Annotated in this window: 16 protein-coding genes; 7 read left to right on the top strand and 9 right to left on the bottom strand. The window is 64.3% G+C overall.

Translation table 11 applies throughout. From position 1 onward, the window contains the following. Nucleotides 1-24: 24 nt before the first annotated feature. The 6 genes from PKKP23_RS26690 to PKKP23_RS26665 form a co-directional block, all read right to left on the bottom strand. Nucleotides 25-1,980 (bottom strand): type II and III secretion system protein family protein, encoded by a 1,956-nt coding sequence (locus tag PKKP23_RS26690; RefSeq protein WP_240659153.1) that lies wholly within the window; start codon nucleotides 1,978-1,980, stop codon nucleotides 25-27. A 126-nt stretch (nucleotides 1,981-2,106) separates the two neighbouring features. Continuing rightward, complete coding sequence (gene cpaB, locus PKKP23_RS26685; RefSeq protein ID WP_126879103.1) at nucleotides 2,107-2,943, bottom strand: Flp pilus assembly protein CpaB; 837 nt, start codon at nucleotides 2,941-2,943, stop codon at nucleotides 2,107-2,109. 36 nt (nucleotides 2,944-2,979) lie between these two features. Next, nucleotides 2,980-4,416: an ATP-binding protein gene (locus tag PKKP23_RS26680; RefSeq protein ID WP_126879102.1), complete on the bottom strand. Its 1,437-nt coding sequence runs from the start codon at nucleotides 4,414-4,416 to the stop codon at nucleotides 2,980-2,982. Between the two features lie 72 nt (nucleotides 4,417-4,488). After that, entirely contained in the window at nucleotides 4,489-5,037 is a 549-nt protein-coding gene (locus PKKP23_RS26675) for an A24 family peptidase (protein WP_017775235.1), read from the bottom strand. Nucleotides 5,038-5,083: 46 nt separating this feature from the next. Next, complete coding sequence (locus tag PKKP23_RS26670; protein WP_081601858.1) at nucleotides 5,084-5,272, bottom strand: Flp family type IVb pilin; 189 nt, start codon at nucleotides 5,270-5,272, stop codon at nucleotides 5,084-5,086. 183 nt (nucleotides 5,273-5,455) lie between these two features. Then, nucleotides 5,456-5,638, bottom strand: coding sequence for a Flp family type IVb pilin (locus PKKP23_RS26665; RefSeq protein WP_017775237.1), 183 nt, complete (start codon nucleotides 5,636-5,638; stop codon nucleotides 5,456-5,458). A gap of 1,283 nt (nucleotides 5,639-6,921) precedes the next feature. Between PKKP23_RS26665 and PKKP23_RS26660 the strand changes: the two genes are divergently transcribed. The 5 genes from PKKP23_RS26660 (at nucleotide 6,922) to PKKP23_RS26640 (ending at nucleotide 11,874) form a co-directional block, all read left to right on the top strand. Then, on the top strand, nucleotides 6,922-8,166 hold the full coding sequence (locus tag PKKP23_RS26660) for a glycosyltransferase family 87 protein (RefSeq protein ID WP_161978148.1): 1,245 nt from the start codon (nucleotides 6,922-6,924) through the stop codon (nucleotides 8,164-8,166). A gap of 4 nt (nucleotides 8,167-8,170) precedes the next feature. Then, entirely contained in the window at nucleotides 8,171-9,478 is a 1,308-nt protein-coding gene (locus tag PKKP23_RS26655; RefSeq protein WP_240659152.1) for a glycosyltransferase family 87 protein, read from the top strand. Between the two features lie 170 nt (nucleotides 9,479-9,648). Next, nucleotides 9,649-10,728 (top strand): glycosyltransferase, encoded by a 1,080-nt coding sequence (locus PKKP23_RS26650; RefSeq protein WP_017775240.1) that lies wholly within the window; start codon nucleotides 9,649-9,651, stop codon nucleotides 10,726-10,728. A 17-nt stretch (nucleotides 10,729-10,745) separates the two neighbouring features. Further along, on the top strand, nucleotides 10,746-11,489 hold the full coding sequence (locus PKKP23_RS26645) for a class I SAM-dependent methyltransferase (protein WP_126879100.1): 744 nt from the start codon (nucleotides 10,746-10,748) through the stop codon (nucleotides 11,487-11,489). Continuing rightward, nucleotides 11,476-11,874 carry a GtrA family protein gene (locus PKKP23_RS26640; protein ID WP_126879099.1) on the top strand — a complete coding sequence of 133 codons (399 nt, stop codon included), beginning with the start codon at nucleotides 11,476-11,478 and terminating at the stop codon, nucleotides 11,872-11,874. The genes PKKP23_RS26645 and PKKP23_RS26640 overlap by 14 nt, the downstream gene beginning before the upstream one ends. Before the next feature lie 10 nt (nucleotides 11,875-11,884). Here PKKP23_RS26640 and PKKP23_RS26635 read toward each other — a convergent pair whose 3' ends face one another. Together PKKP23_RS26635 and PKKP23_RS26630 are read right to left on the bottom strand one after the other, a co-directional pair. Continuing rightward, the gene (locus PKKP23_RS26635; RefSeq protein WP_126879098.1) at nucleotides 11,885-12,583 is read right to left on the bottom strand and encodes an endonuclease/exonuclease/phosphatase family protein; all 699 of its coding nucleotides are present in this window, start codon (nucleotides 12,581-12,583) and stop codon (nucleotides 11,885-11,887) included. Between the two features lie 227 nt (nucleotides 12,584-12,810). Next, the gene (locus tag PKKP23_RS26630; RefSeq protein WP_017775244.1) at nucleotides 12,811-12,972 is read right to left on the bottom strand and encodes a DUF1328 family protein; all 162 of its coding nucleotides are present in this window, start codon (nucleotides 12,970-12,972) and stop codon (nucleotides 12,811-12,813) included. A gap of 448 nt (nucleotides 12,973-13,420) precedes the next feature. Here PKKP23_RS26630 and PKKP23_RS26625 point away from each other — a divergent pair, with 448 nt between their 5' ends. Both PKKP23_RS26625 and PKKP23_RS26620 read left to right on the top strand, forming a co-directional pair. After that, nucleotides 13,421-15,337: an AAA family ATPase gene (locus tag PKKP23_RS26625; protein WP_126879097.1), complete on the top strand. Its 1,917-nt coding sequence runs from the start codon at nucleotides 13,421-13,423 to the stop codon at nucleotides 15,335-15,337. Nucleotides 15,338-15,456: 119 nt separating this feature from the next. Next, nucleotides 15,457-15,825 (top strand): BON domain-containing protein, encoded by a 369-nt coding sequence (locus PKKP23_RS26620; RefSeq protein WP_126879096.1) that lies wholly within the window; start codon nucleotides 15,457-15,459, stop codon nucleotides 15,823-15,825. Nucleotides 15,826-15,998: 173 nt separating this feature from the next. Here the strand turns inward: PKKP23_RS26620 and PKKP23_RS26615 are convergent. Beyond that, nucleotides 15,999-16,441: catalase-related domain-containing protein (locus PKKP23_RS26615; protein ID WP_126879095.1), on the bottom strand; the 443-nt coding region annotated here is incomplete at its 5' end.

Here is a 16,441-nt window from a genome sequence, read left to right as displayed (position 1 = left end):
CGTTCCCCTTGAACAGTGCATGCATCAGTGGTCGGCCGGCTGGCCCGGCGTGCCGGCTTCGCGCGTGGCGATGCGTGCGGCTTCGTTTTCGATGCGCGAGACCTGGACTTCGGTGCTGGCATCGGACGGTGCAGCGGGGGCCGTTGTTGCGGCCGGCGCAGTGGCCGCCGGGCCTGGCTCCGGCGCGGCCGGCTGGCTGGTTGCCTGTGCGCTGGCTGCCGTGCCTGCCTGCGGCTTTGCTTGCGGGCTTGTTTGCGGGTTTGTTTGGACAGTCGCCTGCGTGCTTGCCGCTGAGTCGCTGCGCGAGACCGGGCCAGGTGCCGTATCGCCTGCGTTGCCGGGTTGCGGCTGCGGCGGCGTGTTCGGCGAGGTCGGCATGCCGTGCAGCTTGCGGGCGCCGCCGCGGCCTTCCATCACGCCGGTAGCGTAGACGTCGGCCTCGTTGGGCTTGGTGAAGCTGTCCGTGGGTAGCGGCACGTTGCTTGTCTGAAGCGGCTTCACGAGGTGCGGCGTGATGATGAACACGAGTTCCGTGCGGTCCTGCTGGAACGCTGTGCTGCGGAACAGCGCGCCCAGCACCGGCACTTCGCCCACGCCGGGCAGCGCCTTCAACGTGCCGGACACGTTGTCCTTGATAAGCCCGCCAATCGCGAAGGTTTCGCCGTCGCCCATCTGCACCGTGGTGGACGCACGCCGCGTGGTGATGAGCGGCAGGATCGATACGTTCGAGACATTGGTGGCCGAAAGCGTCACGCCCGTGGCCGAAAGTTCGGATACCTCAGGAGCGACCTTCAGGTTGATGCGGCCGCTCGACAACACGGTGGGCGTGAATTTGAGGGCCACGCCGAATTCCTCGGCCTGCAACGTGATGGTGGTGGCGCCCGTGCTGCTGCTTTGCGGTACGGGAATGAAGATCTTGCCGCCGGCAAGGAAGGTGGCTTCCTGACCGCTGATGGTGACGAGATTCGGCTCGGCGAGAATCTTCACGGGTTGGTCCGTGTTCTGCGCATCGATCGCTACGCGAAACGGCCGGTTGTTTGCCTTGTTCGCAACGAAAGCGCTGGAAACGCCCGCGAGCAGGTCGCTCACTACCGCGCCGGTCCATGAACCGAAGCCGCCCTGAATGTTGAGCGCAGAGCCCATCTGGTTCATGAGCGTCTTCGATACTTCGGCCACCTTGACTTCGAGCATCACCTGTTGCGGCGAGTCGATGGTCATCATGTTGATGACTTCGGACGGCTTGCTCGTGCTCGCCATCTGCTGGCTCGCCGTGAACGCGCCGTTACCCGAACTGGACGTGGCCGATTGCGACTGCTGCGTGGGCTGGGCGCCCGCGAAGGCCTGCGCGATGTGCATGGCCTGCTGGGCCGCCGCCGCGCTCGACACACGCCCGGCGAGCACGAGGTTGCCCGCAGCCGTCGCCACACGAATGTTGGGCTCTTCGGGCATCAGCTGTGCGAGCGACTGCTGCAAACCCGAGGGGTCGATATTGACCACCACGTTGATCATCTGGCACGCACCGCTTTTGCCCTGCACGATCATGTTCGTGGTCCCAACCGACATGCCGACCACGTACAACGTCCGCGGCGAAACCAGCGTGGCCTGCACGACGCTAGGATTGCCGAGCGTGCGGTTGCGCGTGGGTTCGGCGAGCGGCACGAGCGTGGACTTGCCGACCGGCACCACCACGTTGGACTCGTCGTGCAGGGTGCCCGTGCAGTTCGGGCCGCGCAGCGGCGCGGCGGCTTCTGCGGCGGCTGCAGCGCCCGCCGGCATGGCGGCCATGCTGACCAGCATCGGTACGGCGCCGCGTGTCGCGGGAAGCGGGGCGGCCGCCATCTTCGAAGGCAGAGCGGCTTCCTGTGCCACGCCGGCCTGTGCGGTGAGCAGTGCGGCAAAGAGTGCCGCGGCGAGCGCCGTACCGCGAATCACGCAAGCGTGCGTGCGGCGCCCCGATTCAAATACCTGTGTGGTGTCCATTGACGTGATCCCCCGTGTGCCCGGTGACTTGCACCAGGATTCGACTTCATTGAGTTCGTTTGCTGCTTCGTTCGACGGCGGCGCGTGGTCGTGCGCGTCCATGTCTTACGTCGCCATTGCTTCGTACTAGAAACATTCCACGCTGCCGGCAACGCCCGACAGCACGCCCACGCAATCGCGCTTCACCGGCGCGTGAGCGACGTAGCGCACGCGGGCCGGATGCACGGGCGCTGCGACCGGTGCCGAAGCCGGCGCGGCCGGTGCTGCGCCGAGCAGCGTGATCTTCGTGGCGCCCTTCGTGTCCAGCGTCTGGCGGTCCACCTGATTGCGCAGCACGAGCGAGAGCGTGCCCACGCTGCGTGCGAGATCGAGCTTCTCGGCCTGATCCGGCGTCACTTCCAGCGTCACCGCGTTGACCACCTTCGGCTGCGTGTCGTCGCGGCTCACCTGCTGAGCGACGGCGAGCACGAGAATCTTTTCGAGCACGATCTTCGAGATGCTCTGCGGCGAATCGGGCTTGCCGGGTTCCTGCGTGTTCACGATCACGTCCACGTAGTTGCCCGGCAGCGCAAAGCCCGCCACGCCCACCACGTCGTTCACGCGGACCGTGATGGCGCGCCGTCCTGCACCGATCACGGCGGAGAGGCCGCCCTTCGTGCCGATGGGCGCGAGCTTCGATTCGAGCACCGGCTCGCCGCGTTCGAGGCTCGTGCGTACCACGCGCCCTTCGAGCGACTTCGCATCCGTGAAAGCCCCCGGCGGCACGCTGGCGCTAGGCCAGTTCACGACGCGAATCTGGCTCGGGCCGAGCGGCTCGCCCAGATTGACCTCGGCTGTGGCCACGGCCACGGGCGTCACGGCGCTGGACGAGCTCTGCACGAGCCAGCGCGACGCGAACAGGACGGCGGCGAGACCCGCCAGAATTGCGACGGCAAGCATCGCAAGGGCACGGCTGTTTTTCATGGCAAGACTCCTCGACAGATCATGGTTAGGTGCGGATCAACCCGACGCCAGCTTGCGGGCGGCACGTTCTTCGTCGCTCGGATGGATGCCGTCGTGGTCAGGAAGAACTCCGAAATAACTGCACCACGCGTCGCGCAGCGCGGCCTGTGTGGCGACTTTCGGTTCGCCGCGGTAGTACGCGGCGGCGGCGACGAGGCGCAGCAGATCGTTCGGGTAGCACGCAAGGAACGGCTTGCCGGACGGAATGTGCAGGCGATGCACCAGGTAGGCGAAAGCGTCTTCCGGAGCCTCGACGCCGAGCGCGGCGCAACAGGACTTGAACACCGCGCGGTAGTCGTCGATGGCGAGCGGGCCCACGTAGATCTTCGAACCCAGCCGGCGAAGAAACGCTTCGTCTTCGAGTTCGGCCGGCTCCAGGTTGCTCGAGAACACGGGCCACACATCGAAAGGCACGGAAAAACGCGAACCGTTCTGCAACGTGAACAGATCGAAGCTGCGGTCGAGCGGCATGAGCCAGCGGTTGAGCAGATCGCGCGGCTCGATGCGCTGGCGGCCCAGGTCGTCCACGATGTAGATGCCCATGTTGGCTTTCATGTGCGGCGGCGCCTGGTAGAAACCGGTGGAAGCGTCGCGGCGCAGGTCGAGCATGTCGAGCGTGAGTTCGCCGCCCGAGATCACCACGGGCCGGCGGCACAGGCGCCAGCGGCGGTCGCCGGGCTGCGCGGGTGCTTCGCCTGCAGCGTCTTCATGCACGAGCGGGTCATACAGCTGCACGATTTCGCCGCCCGCGTAGATGGCGTACGGCACCGGCACATCGCCGCGCAACAGGCGGCCGAGCCGCTCGGCAAGGAACGTCTTGCCGCTGCCCGCGGGGCCGTACAACAGCAGCGGACGGCCCGCGTTCAGCGAAGCGGCGGCGGCATCGAGCACCGTGGGGTCGATCGCGATGTTGTGGAACGCGGCCTGCACGTCGTTGCGCACGATTCGCAGCGAGCGAACCGAATGGTTCGCGATGCTATCGATATAGCTTTCCAGCGTGACCGGCGCGGGGCCGAAGTAGGCGCACCGGGCGAGTTCGTCGTGCGCGGCGGCGCGGCCCGCGTCCGTGAGGCGCAGGTGCACGTCTACGTCGCTTGCGCCGCGATGGCTGATTTCGGCAAGGCGTTCGCGCACCAGGTGGGCCAGCACGTCGTCGAGCACGCTGATGGGCAGGCGGTGCCGTTCGGAGAGATCGGCGAAGCACGACTTGCCGTGCACGTGTGTCGACTTCAGCACGAGGGCCGCGACGAAGGTGGCGGGCAGGCCCGTGTCCGCGAGCGTGCGCGGCGCGCGCAGAGTACGCGCTGCATCGGCTGCCGTGTGATCTGTGTGGCCGTTCGCGCGACTGTCGGCAGCGGGCGTGCTGTCTCGCGCAGCGTCACGCATCGAGGCCGCGCCGCCTCTCGTTTCGTATCCGATGTGGTCCGTATCCATCGCGTTACCCCGCTTGCTTGTTCTGTTCTTGCCTGGTTGAGTCAGTCTTGCCGTTGTGTTGCGCGTGCATCGCTATGCGACCGTCGCGAACAGCATCCCCAGTGTTCCCGCTGCGATGGCGACGCCGTAGGGCATCGTGCCCACCGAGCCGGGCAGTTGCCGCGGGCCTGTGGCGCCGTCTTGCACTGCCTGCGATGTGTTGCGCGCAATGGCGCGCAGATTGCTGGCCAGCTGCCGTGCCCGACCGCGATACACGACGAGTGCAACCGACCCGATGCCGCCCGCAATGAACGCCGCGAGCGCGATATGGAATGCGAGTGCGGGGCCAACCCAGGCGCCGACGGTCATCATCAGCTTGACGTCGCCTGCGGCCATGCCGCGCAACAGATAGAAGGGCAGCAGCAGCGCGAAGCCGGTTGCGGCCCCCGTGAGCCAGAGCAGCGCACCCGCTGCTGCACCATGAATTGCGCACTGAACGAGGAGCGCCACCGCGAGGCCCGTTGCCACGACGATGTTCGGAATGCGTCGCGCCGTGATGTCCGTGCTCGCCGCAACGATCACGAGCAGCGCCACACACAGCGGAATCGGCTGGGCGGGCAGAGGCGGCAAGGGCAGGTACATGGCGTTCTCCGTGGCGCGTTCGTCGTGCTTTCGTGGTACGTGTCGCTCAGAGATCCGAAGCGACGGTGTTGAAGACCGACTGCAGATCGGTGCCGATCGTCGTGACCGCACCAATGATCACGATGGCGATCAGCGCGCCGATCAATGCGTATTCGATGGAGGTCACGCCTTCGTCGGCGGATGCGAGGCGCGCTGCGAGGCCGCGGCTCACAAGCGTTGCGAGGCGCGAACGCATCTGGCTTGCGGTGCGTGACGCGGCACGCGTCCTGTTGATCGAGCGTTCCATGACGGTTCTCTCCTGGTCTACGGATTCACATCCACGTATGGCGACAAGCGGCGATGGCCATGTGATGTCGAGGACGATTCGCGAGAAAACGAGCCAGGGAAACCCGCGAATCGCCCATCGACATGCACGTCCTCAGGTTGCTGCCGTCAGATCGGTGCCGATCGAGGTGAACACGTTCTTCAGGTCGGTACCGACCGTGGAAACGGCGCCCATGATCACGACGGCGATCAGCGCAGCGATCAGGCCGTACTCGATGGCGGTAACGCCTTCTTCGTCGCGAACGATTTGCTTGACGAGGTTGATGATCTTCGACATGACTTTCTCCTTTTGGATAACTAAATAAACACCATTGAGCTCAATGGTTTGCGGGTTGAAACGACTGGCACTACAGGTTTACTGCGCGTTACAGCGGTACAGCGGAAGAAACGACGCCGGTCATGCGGAGCTCAGACGGTCCGCAAGGGCATAGGTGCACGCATGCACATGCCTTTGCGGGCAGTCTGGGCGACCGTCACTGTTTGACTGGCAAGCGGGTGCGAAACCACCAGCCGCACGCGACGCCCAGGGGCGCTCGCGCAGAAGCGGCGAGGCAGTTCGCTCAAGGAAGGAAAGGAAGCAGCGGGGCGCCGATGGGCGGTCTCGCTGCGGTGGCGGCTGGAAAGCCTTGTAGTGACATGCTTGTTCATTTTCTTCATCCCCCGACTTGCAATCGTATGTGGCGTCCGGCCGGCACCGGCGCCTTGCTGCAAGACTACGACTACCCACCATCGCTTCACGCGGGAGATTGCCTTCATGGTGGCAGGCTCCGCATGAGCGAATGTCCCCGAGGGCGACGCCTTTGCGATTCTGTGTTGTATCTCTGTTGAACTGGTGAATCGCGGTTCGTCACGTCGTCGACTTGCGCGACCAACCTATTGCAAACAGTGGGCCAGATTTCCCAAAAACCAGGAATGACGGGGCTGTTCAGGCATGCGGCGAAAAATCGAGGTGGGCGGGGCGTTACAAAAGGTAACGATTTTGAAAAATGGTGCGCTGCGTGCGGCATCCCGAATCGGCCGGAAAGCCTTGCCTGGCAAGGCACAAAAAATATGCCAGGGACTTTCCCTGAGGCAGCGGCGACGTAGCGCGGAGATAGCTATCCGGTTTTGCAAAGCGCGAAGCGAACGGAATTGTTTCAAGGTTGCAACGCTAGCCAGATTGATGGTCCTCAACGCCACAAAACCCCTCAATTTCTAGCCTTTTCAGGTCAGAGGAAACCCGATCGTGTAAACCCCGCAGGCTTGCAAGTCGCTCATTTTTTTTCTAACAATGGAGTACCGCGCGTCATGCACGAAAGATGGAGACGTGAGGTTGCGTAGTAATCCGTAGTGAAATGCGAGGGCACACAGTGCCACGTGAAGCCACGCAAAAACACGCACTATCACGGAGCAAAACGCGGCGCTATGCCTTTATGTTCGGCAGCGCACACAGCAACACAAAAGTGACACACAGGTAGCACGAAAAGCAAAAACAGAACGCAAGGGATGTCTGCGTCGCGGACGTGAAATGCGAAATGCCGGTGTGACCAACCGGCCGTCAAACGAAGAATGCGGGGAATCATGTACGTCGCGAATCGGGGAGCGCGAAACGGCGGAAGCCGTTACGACGGGAGCGGGTGGTTGAACCGCGAGCGCGTGGTGTTGTACGGGGGCGCAACCCTCGCGCTCGCCGTCATCTGGCTTCTGGTATGGGCGTACATCAGCGGCGGCTTCACGCAGGAGGACGCGCCGCGTCCCGGCATCGACTACTCCGTCTTCTGGACCGCGTCCTGGCTGATGCTGCACGGCACGCCGGCCTCGGTCTATCACTATCCGTCGTTTGCGCAGGCGCAGACCGCGCTGCTCGGCGGTTACATGAACCACGGCTTTCTTCCGTGGCTCTATCCACCCACGTTGCTCATGCTGGTGACGCCCGTGGCGCTGTTGCCCTATGCGGCGTCGCTCCTGCTGTTCACCGTGCTGGGCTGCGCCGCGTTTGTCGCCGCGATGCTGAAAGTTTCGTCGTTCAAGGTGCATCTGGGGCGGCCCGGGTTTGCCGCGTTGATCGTGCTTGCGTTTCCGGGCGTGCTCGTCGCGGCCATGCTGGGACAGAACTCGCTCGTTACTGCGGCGCTTGCGGCCTACGCGATGGGCGTGATGGCGCGCAGCCCGGTACGGGCCGGCGTATGCATCGGTCTGCTGGCCATCAAGCCGCAAATGGCCGTGCTGTTTCCGCTCGTACTTATTGCCGTGCGTGACTGGCGCGTATTCGCGAGTGCGGCTGTGAGCGCGCTCGTGCTGGTGGCGGCGAGCCTCGTTGCGTGCGGCACGGCGTCGGTACCTGCGTTCGCGGCCGGCACCGCTATCGTGCGCGAGCTGGTGCTTCAACATAGTGTGTCGTACTGGACTGTGTCGCCTTCGGCCTTCGCGACGATGCGTCTCGCAGGGCTTTCGCTATTCGCTTCCTACGGTGTCCAGATCTTTGTGGCACTTGTGGCAGCCATCGCCACCTTGCGTGTCTGGATGACGAGCCGCGATATGCGTCTGCGCGCAGCCGCGCTCGCGGTATCCACGCTGCTGGTTACGCCCTACGTGTGGCACTACGAATTGGCGTGGCTGGGCATCGCGGTTTTCTGCCTCGCGGCTTGCGGTTTCGAAAAAGGCTGGCTGCGTGGCGAGCAAACCGTGCTTGCACTCTGCTGGCTGCTGCCCGTCTACGAGAGCGCCAACCGGTTGCTCAAGTTTCCGCAGATTGGTCCCGTCGTACTCCTGCTCGTGCTGCTGATGACGATGCGGCGTGCGCGGTTCGAGTCGCGTGGGAGGTAATGCCATGAGACCGCTCGCCCGTCATGCGCTGTCGCCTGCGTGGAACCGGCCATTGGCCGAGTTGCCCGTAGCGGGCCCGAGGCGACGCCCGCATTGGCTGGGCCGGCGGCGCGTGCGTATCTACGCGGCTGCGGTGCTTGCCTGCCAGTTGCTCTTCGCGGGCATTTATCTGTACCGCCTGTATGTGCTGCGCCATCCTGGTCTCAGTCCTCTGGCGCTGGATTTTCTGCCTACGTGGAGCGCATCGTGGCTTGCGTTGCACGGGCACGGCGGCGAGGCATGGCAACTGGATCGGCTTGCCGCTATCGAGCAGAGCATCGTGCCTTCGCTGCGCGAGACCGGTGGCCAGTTGCCCTGGTTGTACCCGCCTTTTGCGCTGCTGCTCATGCAACCGGTAGCGCTCTTGCCGTATCCACTGGCGGCCATGATCTGGAGCGGCGGCACCTGGCTGTGCTTCGTCGCGGCCATCAAGGCGATCGTGCCACGTGGCGACGCTGTCTTTCTTGCGGCCGCTTTCCCCGCTGCGCTGCTTGCCGCCGCAATGGGCCAGAGCAGCCTGCTGACCGCGGCGCTTGCAGCAACAGGATTGATGTTGCTGCGTCGGCACCCGGTTGCGGCCGGCATTTGCTTCGGGCTGCTGTTTATCAAGCCACATCTGGCGGTGTTGTTTCCGCTGGCGCTTCTATGCGGCCGTGCGTGGCGTGCGCTTGCCGCATTGCTTGTCACCGTGGCCACGCTGCTCGCGCTGAGCGCGATCGCTTTCGGTGCGGACGCACTGGTGTCGTTCGTAGCCAACGTCGGCATGATGGCCCGCTACGTGGAGAACGGGCCGGCGCCGTTAGCCCGCATGCCGACGTTTTTCGCCATGGCGAAACTGTCGCACGCACCGGTTGCGCTCGCCTTTGCCCTGCAGGGAGCCGCTGCGTTGCTGGCTGCAGGCATCGTCGTTCTTGCATGGACGCGCGAGGCCGCCTATGCATTGCGAGCCGCCGCATTGATCGGCGCCAGTCTGCTCGTGAGCCCCTACCTGTACGACTACGACCTCACCTGGTACGCGGTATTCGCCGCGTGGCTTGCGAGGCATGCGCTGGCGCGCGGATGGCGAGCGGGCGAGCGCGAATGTCTCGCCGCGCTCTGGTTGATGCCGCTCGCGGGGCTGCTCGTGGTGAGCCGTGTGCCGTTGCAGTTCATGGCGCTTGCCACACTCGTCGCGCTCGGGCTCGTGATGGTGCGGATGAGCCATGAGCGACGCGAGTCGCCATGCCTGCCCATCGCGGACGAAGCCGATCTGCGCGGCCGACGCTGGCCGTGAAGCATTGAACAGGACGAACCATAACGATCGAACCTTGCCGGGTGCGTGAACCCTAAAGCGCAAGAACAAACGACGAAGTACGCACAACGAAGCGCCTGGAAAGAACAACGTCGCCGTGCCCAAAGCGCGGCGACACCACACGCAATACAAGCAATACGGGGAGCAGCATCATGTCGAACCATAACCACACACCGCTCGTTTCACTGGTGGTTCCGTTCTACAACGAGGGCGAAGCGGTCGAAAAGTTCTTTTCTGGCGTTATGCCGGTACTCGAAGACATAGAAGGTATCCGCTTCGAGATTGTCTGCATCAACGACGGTAGCCACGACAGCACACTGGATCAACTCGTCGCGGCGAGTGCACGCGATGCGCGCGTGCGCGTGATCGATCTCACACGCAACTTCGGCAAGGAAGCGGCGCTTACGGCGGGCCTCGACGAGGCAAACGGCGACGCGGTGATTCCGATCGATGCCGACCTGCAAGATCCGCCGGGCCTGATTCCCGTGATGATCGCGCACTGGCGCGAGGGTGCCGAGGTGGTGGTGGCGAAGCGCAGCAATCGCGCCTGCGATTCATTTGCGAAGCGCACCGCAGCCGGGCTCTATTACCGCGTGCACAACCTGTTGTCAGAAGTGAAGCTGCCCGAGAACGTGGGCGACTACCGGCTCATGGACCGCCAGGTGGTCAACGCGCTGCGCAGTCTGCCCGAACGTCGGCGCTTCATGAAAGGGCTCTTCGCGTGGGTGGGCTATCGCACCGTGGTGGTGGAGTACGAGCGCGAGGCGCGCTCGGCGGGGCATTCGAAATTCTCGGGCTGGCGGCTCTGGAATTTCGCGCTCGAAGGCATCACGAGTTTCAGCACGGTGCCGCTGCGCACATGGACCTACGTGGGTCTCGTCATCGCGCTGCTCGCGTTCGTGTACGGCGGTTTCATCATCGGTCGCACGTTGCTGTTCGGCAATCCTGTGCCGGGCTACGCGTCCGTGATCTCGGTGTTGCTTTTCATGGGCGGCATCGAACTCATCGGAATCGGCGTGGTGGGCGAGTACATCGGGCGCATCTATTACGAGTCGAAAGAACGTCCCGTGTATCTGATTCGCCGCCGTTATCAGACCCACAGCAAGGTCACGCCGCTGCCTGTTGGACGCGTGAACCGCGCCGGACGCAGCGATTTGCGCACCGCTCAAGCCCTGCGCCCCGACTTCGCTCGCCGCCGCGCGGGTGTGCGGACGCGCGCGGCGGGCCATTAAAAATAGAGGAGACCGACATGTCACCCGAAGCCTACCTCGAGATGGCCGAGACGGAAGCCGAACACTGGTGGTTCAAAGGGCGCCGCGACGTGCTGCTCGCCGTGCTGGAACGCCTTGCCTTGCCGGAACAGGCGCGCGTGCTCGAAGTGGGGTCGGGCACGGGCGGCAATCTCGCGCTGCTCGAACAGTTCGGGCATGTGAGCGGCCTGGAGATGGACGAGACGGCACGCCGGCTCACGGACCGCAAGACCGGTGGCCGCTTCGACATTCGCGCCGGCCGCTGCCCGGACGACGTGCCGTTCAATGGCCAGCAGTTCGATCTGATCTGCTTCTTCGATTGCCTCGAACACATTCCCGATGACGTGGGATCGCTTGCGCAGATGCGCAAGCTGCTCGCGCCTGGCGGCGCGATGGTGGTGACGGTGCCCGCGTATCAATGGCTCTGGAGTCCCCACGACGTGTTTCTGCATCACTGCCGGCGCTACAGCCGCAGAGCACTCGCAGACTGCGCACGTGCTGCAGGGTGCAAGACGCAGCACGTGACCTACTTCAACACGCTGCTGTTTCCGCTTGCGGTGGCCGCGCGCTGGGCCGACCGGCTATTGCGCCGCGAACGATCGACAGGTGACGCCGTTCCGGTGCCACCCGTGAACGCGCTGCTTTATCAAGCCATGCACGCGGAGAGCCGCTGGCTGACGCGACATACGTTGCCATTCGGCGTCTCGCTGCTTGCCGTACTGACCGCCGATGAAACAGCCTGAAATCGTGGCGTGGACTGCGCGCGACATCGTGAAGCTGCTGCGTTTCGGGGTCTCCGGCGTCATGGCCACCGCAGTTCACGCGATAGTGGCCATGATGCTGATCGTGAAGACAGAGGCGTCCCCCATGCTCGCGAACGTGCTTGCGTTCCTCTGCGCGACAGGCGTCTCTTATCTGATGAATACGCTCTGGAGTTTCTCCGCGCCGGTTCACGTGCGCAACGCGTGGCGCTTCGCCGTGGTCTCGGCGCTGGGACTCGGGATGACGGCGCTCGTCTCGGGCAGTGTTCAACTCGCAGGCGGTGCGCCGTGGTCGGGCATCACGGCGGTGGCCTGCGTCGTGCCGCCGGCCACCTTCCTCGTTCATCGCGCATGGACGTACCGCTGATTCGCGTGCCTCAGTACGTGAACACCTGCGGGTAGTGGTCCGACGCGCCCGCCAGTTGGGTCTGCTGTTGATACGCAAAGCCGATAGCGTTGGTGACTGCGTAATCCAGAATGCCGCCGCTTTGCTGCGTCGCCCGATTGCCGCGCACGATGTTGCCCACCGGCGGGGCCACGAATCCCGGCACAGTCGGGTCCGCGTTGAAGTCGCCGACGCAGGCCCATGTGCCGCCAATCGCGTTGATCTGTGCGAGCTGCGTGTTGTTCCAGGCGCAGGTTTGCTGAAGCGTGGTGTGGAGGCCATCCACGGGCGGGCTATGAATCGAGTAGACGGAGATGACGTTGCCGTTCCACGGGTCGCGCACGGTAATCCACGGCATGGCGCGCGGGTTCGTGGGTACGTAGCCATGCACGGCGGCGGGTGGCAGGATGCCGTAGTTGTTGATGCCGATGTTGCTCAGTACGGCAAGCCCGCCCTGCGCCCACACGTTCTCCCAGTAGACGCACTGCATGAAGCCATACCCCACACGGAAGTTGCCCGTGTAGCCGATGATCGCGCCCATGCCGTTGAGGATGGGCGCACGTCCTTGCAGATGTTCCGCAAGGTTGCCGCATTCCTGCAGACACAGCACGTTCGCGCCGGTTTGCTGCACGACCTGATTGATGTACGGCGTGTTGACGCCGCCCTGCATGTTCCATGTAGCCACGATCATGTTGTCTCTCCTTTGAACAGCGGTTCGATACGCGCCACCGCACGAAGCCGGTCGGCAATGCGTATGAACGTACGAGGCCCGCGCTTGTGAATGCGTCGCGATGTGCGATGCGCAGGGAATGCGCGGGCAGGAGAGAGCCGGACGAAAAAAAACCACGCCCCCGGCAGGTCGCGGCGTGGGCCGCGCGCTGCCGGGGGCGCGCAAGGGAAGTCAAACGTGAGCCGTGCCTAACGCCTGACGAGGCCCATGATCAACGTCACGATGAAGATGACGAGGAAAATGAAGAACAGCAGTTTGGCAATACTTGCCGCGCCCGCTGCAATTCCGCCGAAGCCGAATGCGGCGGCAATAATCGCGATGATGAAAAAGACCAGAGCGTAGTAGAGCATGAGTGACCTCCTTATGGTTTCCTCTTCCGCGGCCGGTGCACGGACGGTCCAGTGGTTGAGCAAGCGCTGTGCCTCGGTGGGGCGCGGCAAGCATGCGCCAGTAGTCCGTAATAAATGCCGAATACGGAAATGGCGGGGAAATAGCGGGGAAAAATTCGCTTTTTCGGGCCTTATGAAGCCCTGCGATAGCAGGCATAATGCCCATGGTGCACTGCGATTAATGAGGGTCGTAATCGCGATGTTCCTTTGCTGAGACCCAGGCGGCCTGCACGCGGGCCGGGATTCGATCTGCGCGGCGGTTCACGCATCCCCTGCATGAACGGCCTGCCGTACCGGGCATGAACCAGGCGAATAAAACGCCTGCGCGCGCCGGCCACACCTTCGCACATCTCTTCTCCCCGGGTTCCACGCTCATGTTCGACATGCGGCCCCTATCTGGAATCGATTGATGAAACCCGCACGGAATTCGCTGTGGTCACGTATTGGCCGGCACGTCATGCTCGCCGTCGCCGCAACGGCGATCGTCGCCACCGCGACGTTTGCGTATTGGCGGCACGAGCAGCAGGGCGCAGCCACGCAGGCCGCGCTGACAGGCATTGCAAGCCAGATGCGCAGCGACGCATCGGCATGGACGCGCCGCGAGAAAGACGCCTCCGCCATGCTGAGCGACATTCGCGAACAGCACGTGGCGGCAATCGGCGTGGGCCGCAATGCGATTCTGGTTTCCACCACGGCGGGCGGGCAGTATTTCGTGGCGGACCATAACGGCGCGTTTTCGAACGCGCTGCTGCTGGGTGAACTGAAGGACGCAACGCGCGCGCCGTATCAACTGGTGTGGCTGCCGGACGCGGACGTTCGCACCGGCGCCGCGCGCTGGACCAGCGTCGTGGACCGCACGCGCGACATGCTGAGCCTCTTTCTGCCGCTCGTCATGATCGGCGGGCTCGCGTGGTTCATGCGGCGCGAAATGCGCGGCGGCGCGCAACTGCTCGAACGTTCGCCCGCGCTGCGCTTTGGCGACGTGATTGGCGCAGGCGAAGCCAAGGCAGCGCTCGCCGACGTGCAGGCTTATCTCGCGGCGCCCGCGCAGTTCACGAGCATGGGCGTGCGCGCCCCGTGCGGCGTGCTGATGACGGGTGGCCCGGGCGTCGGCAAGACGCGTCTTGCGCAGGCGCTGGCTGGCGAGTGCGGCGCGAACTTCATCTCCATCACGGGCAGCTATTTCAGTGCGAAGTACTACGGCGTGGGCATCCAGAAGGTTCGGCACCTCTTTGAACTCGCGCGCAAGAACGCACCCACGGTGATCTTCATCGACGAAGCCGACGGCCTCGGCAAGCGCACCGATGCGGGCGGTGGGTCGGTGGAAGCGGAGAGCAACCGCATCATCAATCAACTGCTCGCGGAGATGGACGGCTTCGAGTCCAACGAAGGCGTGATCGTGGTGGCCGCGACGAACCATCCGGACAATCTCGACGAAGCCCTGCGCCGGCCAGGGCGTTTCGATCGCACGGTCAACGTGCGATTGCCTGACCTCGAAGACCGCGCGCAGATTCTGCGGTTTTACGCGACGAAGCTGAAAACGAAGATCGACCGCATCGACTTCTATCAGCTCGCGCGGCTCACCACAGGTTTGTCGCCGGCTACGCTTTCGATGATCGTGAACCAGGCCGGGCTGCTCGCACGCAAGGCCGGCGACCACGAAGTGATGTCGGCGCACTTCATCGAGGCCATCAAGATTGCGCGCATTGGCGACGTGAACGGCACGGAGCGGGCGCTTTCCGAAGAGGAACGCATGCGCATTGCCGTGCATGAGGCCGGGCATGGCCTTGTGGCCGCGCTGCTCGGCACCGGCGTGCTGGAAGAGGTGACCATTCTGCCGCGCGGCGGCGCGTTGGGCGTGGCGCTCATCACGAAGACGCAGGACAAGCACCTGTACCGCGAAACGGAGATGCGCAACGAGATTCAGGTGCTGCTGGGTGGCCGTAACGCGGAACTGCTGGTGTTCGGCGAAGCGTCGAGCGGCGCGGCGCAGGACCTGCAGGAGGCCTCGCGCATCGGGCTCGACATGGTCTCGAAGTTCGGCTTCAACGCGGACGGCAACCTGTTCAGCCTCGCGGCGCTTCCACAGCAGGTGGCGGGCTTGCAACTCAAAGGCGCGATTGGCCACGCGAACGTGCTGCTCGCGGAATTGAACGACGCGTGCCACGCGCTGCTGCAAGCGAATGAACCGGTGCTGCGCGAGATTGCGGGCCGGCTGCTCGAAGTGGAGACCGTGCCGGGCGAGACGGTGTACCGGCTCATTCAGGAACACGCGGCTACGGGTAGCGGTGCCGTGCGGCTCGCCCAGGAAGCGGCCGCAGCCTGAAAACCCACGCTGCAATCAGGCGTCGGAACAACGATTAAGCCGCATCCAAGGACTTTTAAGCCTCGGTGAACTAACGTTCGACATGCCGTTCAACGACTGTTCACTCGAGGAGAAAAGCAATGAAGAAGTTCTGGATGACGCTTGCCGCGACTGCCGTGGCCACCGCAGGCATTGCTGCCCACGCGGACGAAACGGGTTACGCGCCTCCCGTGGAAAACCACGCCGCGCACCCGTCCAGCGCGGCGGGGGCGCGCAAGGCGATGCGCTCTGCGGACCGCAAGCTCTCGAGTGCCGTGCGCAAGGCGATCGTGAAGGGCGGCGGCGTCGACACAGCCCACCTCACGGTGCTCGCACGCAGCGGCAAGGTCACGCTTACCGGTACGGTGCCGGAAGAAGGGCAGATCGCGCTGGCCACGCAGCGCGCGCAAGGCGTGAGCGGCGTCGCCGACGTGACGAACCGGCTCGCTCTCGCCTCGCCGGGCCACTGAGGACGGCTGGCTTGCAGGCCTGAATTTGCCGACCTGAATTGAACCAGGACTGCGGACCAGGACCACGAACCAGGAACCTGCGAGCCAACGCAGCGCACATCGCCTAAACCCCACGGCGAACCGATAAGGCGGCGAACGGCGCAGGCGCCGTTCAGCCCCGCTATTCAGGTCTCTTACACCTTCCTTTCTTCCGCCCGCGCAGCCATTGCTGCAATCACGCCCTCGGCATACGCCGCATCGGCACGGCGGAAATGCTCGACCTGCCGCTCCACGATTTCCTTCGGTACACCGTCGATGGTCGCTGCGATGTTCGCGAACAGGCGCTCACGCTGAGCCGCGTCGAACAGGCGGAACAGCGCGCCCGGCTGGCTGTAGTAGTCGCCGTCTTCACGATGGTCGTAGTGGTCCACGGTGCCGCCCGCAAGCGGCGGCTCTGCCGCGTTGCGGTCCTGCGTGAAGTCGCCGAAGCGGTTCGGTTCGTAGTTCACGGTGCCGCCCAGGTTGCCGTCGGTGCGCATCGCGCCGTCGCGGTGGAACGCGTGGTGGAACGGACACTTCGGCGCATTCACCGGAATCTGGTGGTGGTTCACGCCCAGCCGGTAGCGCTGCGTGTCGC

Source organism: Paraburkholderia kururiensis JCM 10599 = LMG 19447 (assembly GCF_003986935.1).
Taxonomy (GTDB): domain Bacteria; phylum Pseudomonadota; class Gammaproteobacteria; order Burkholderiales; family Burkholderiaceae; genus Paraburkholderia; species Paraburkholderia kururiensis.
Note: the sequence above shows the minus strand (reverse complement) of the source record. Positions and strands in the feature narration are given on the sequence as shown.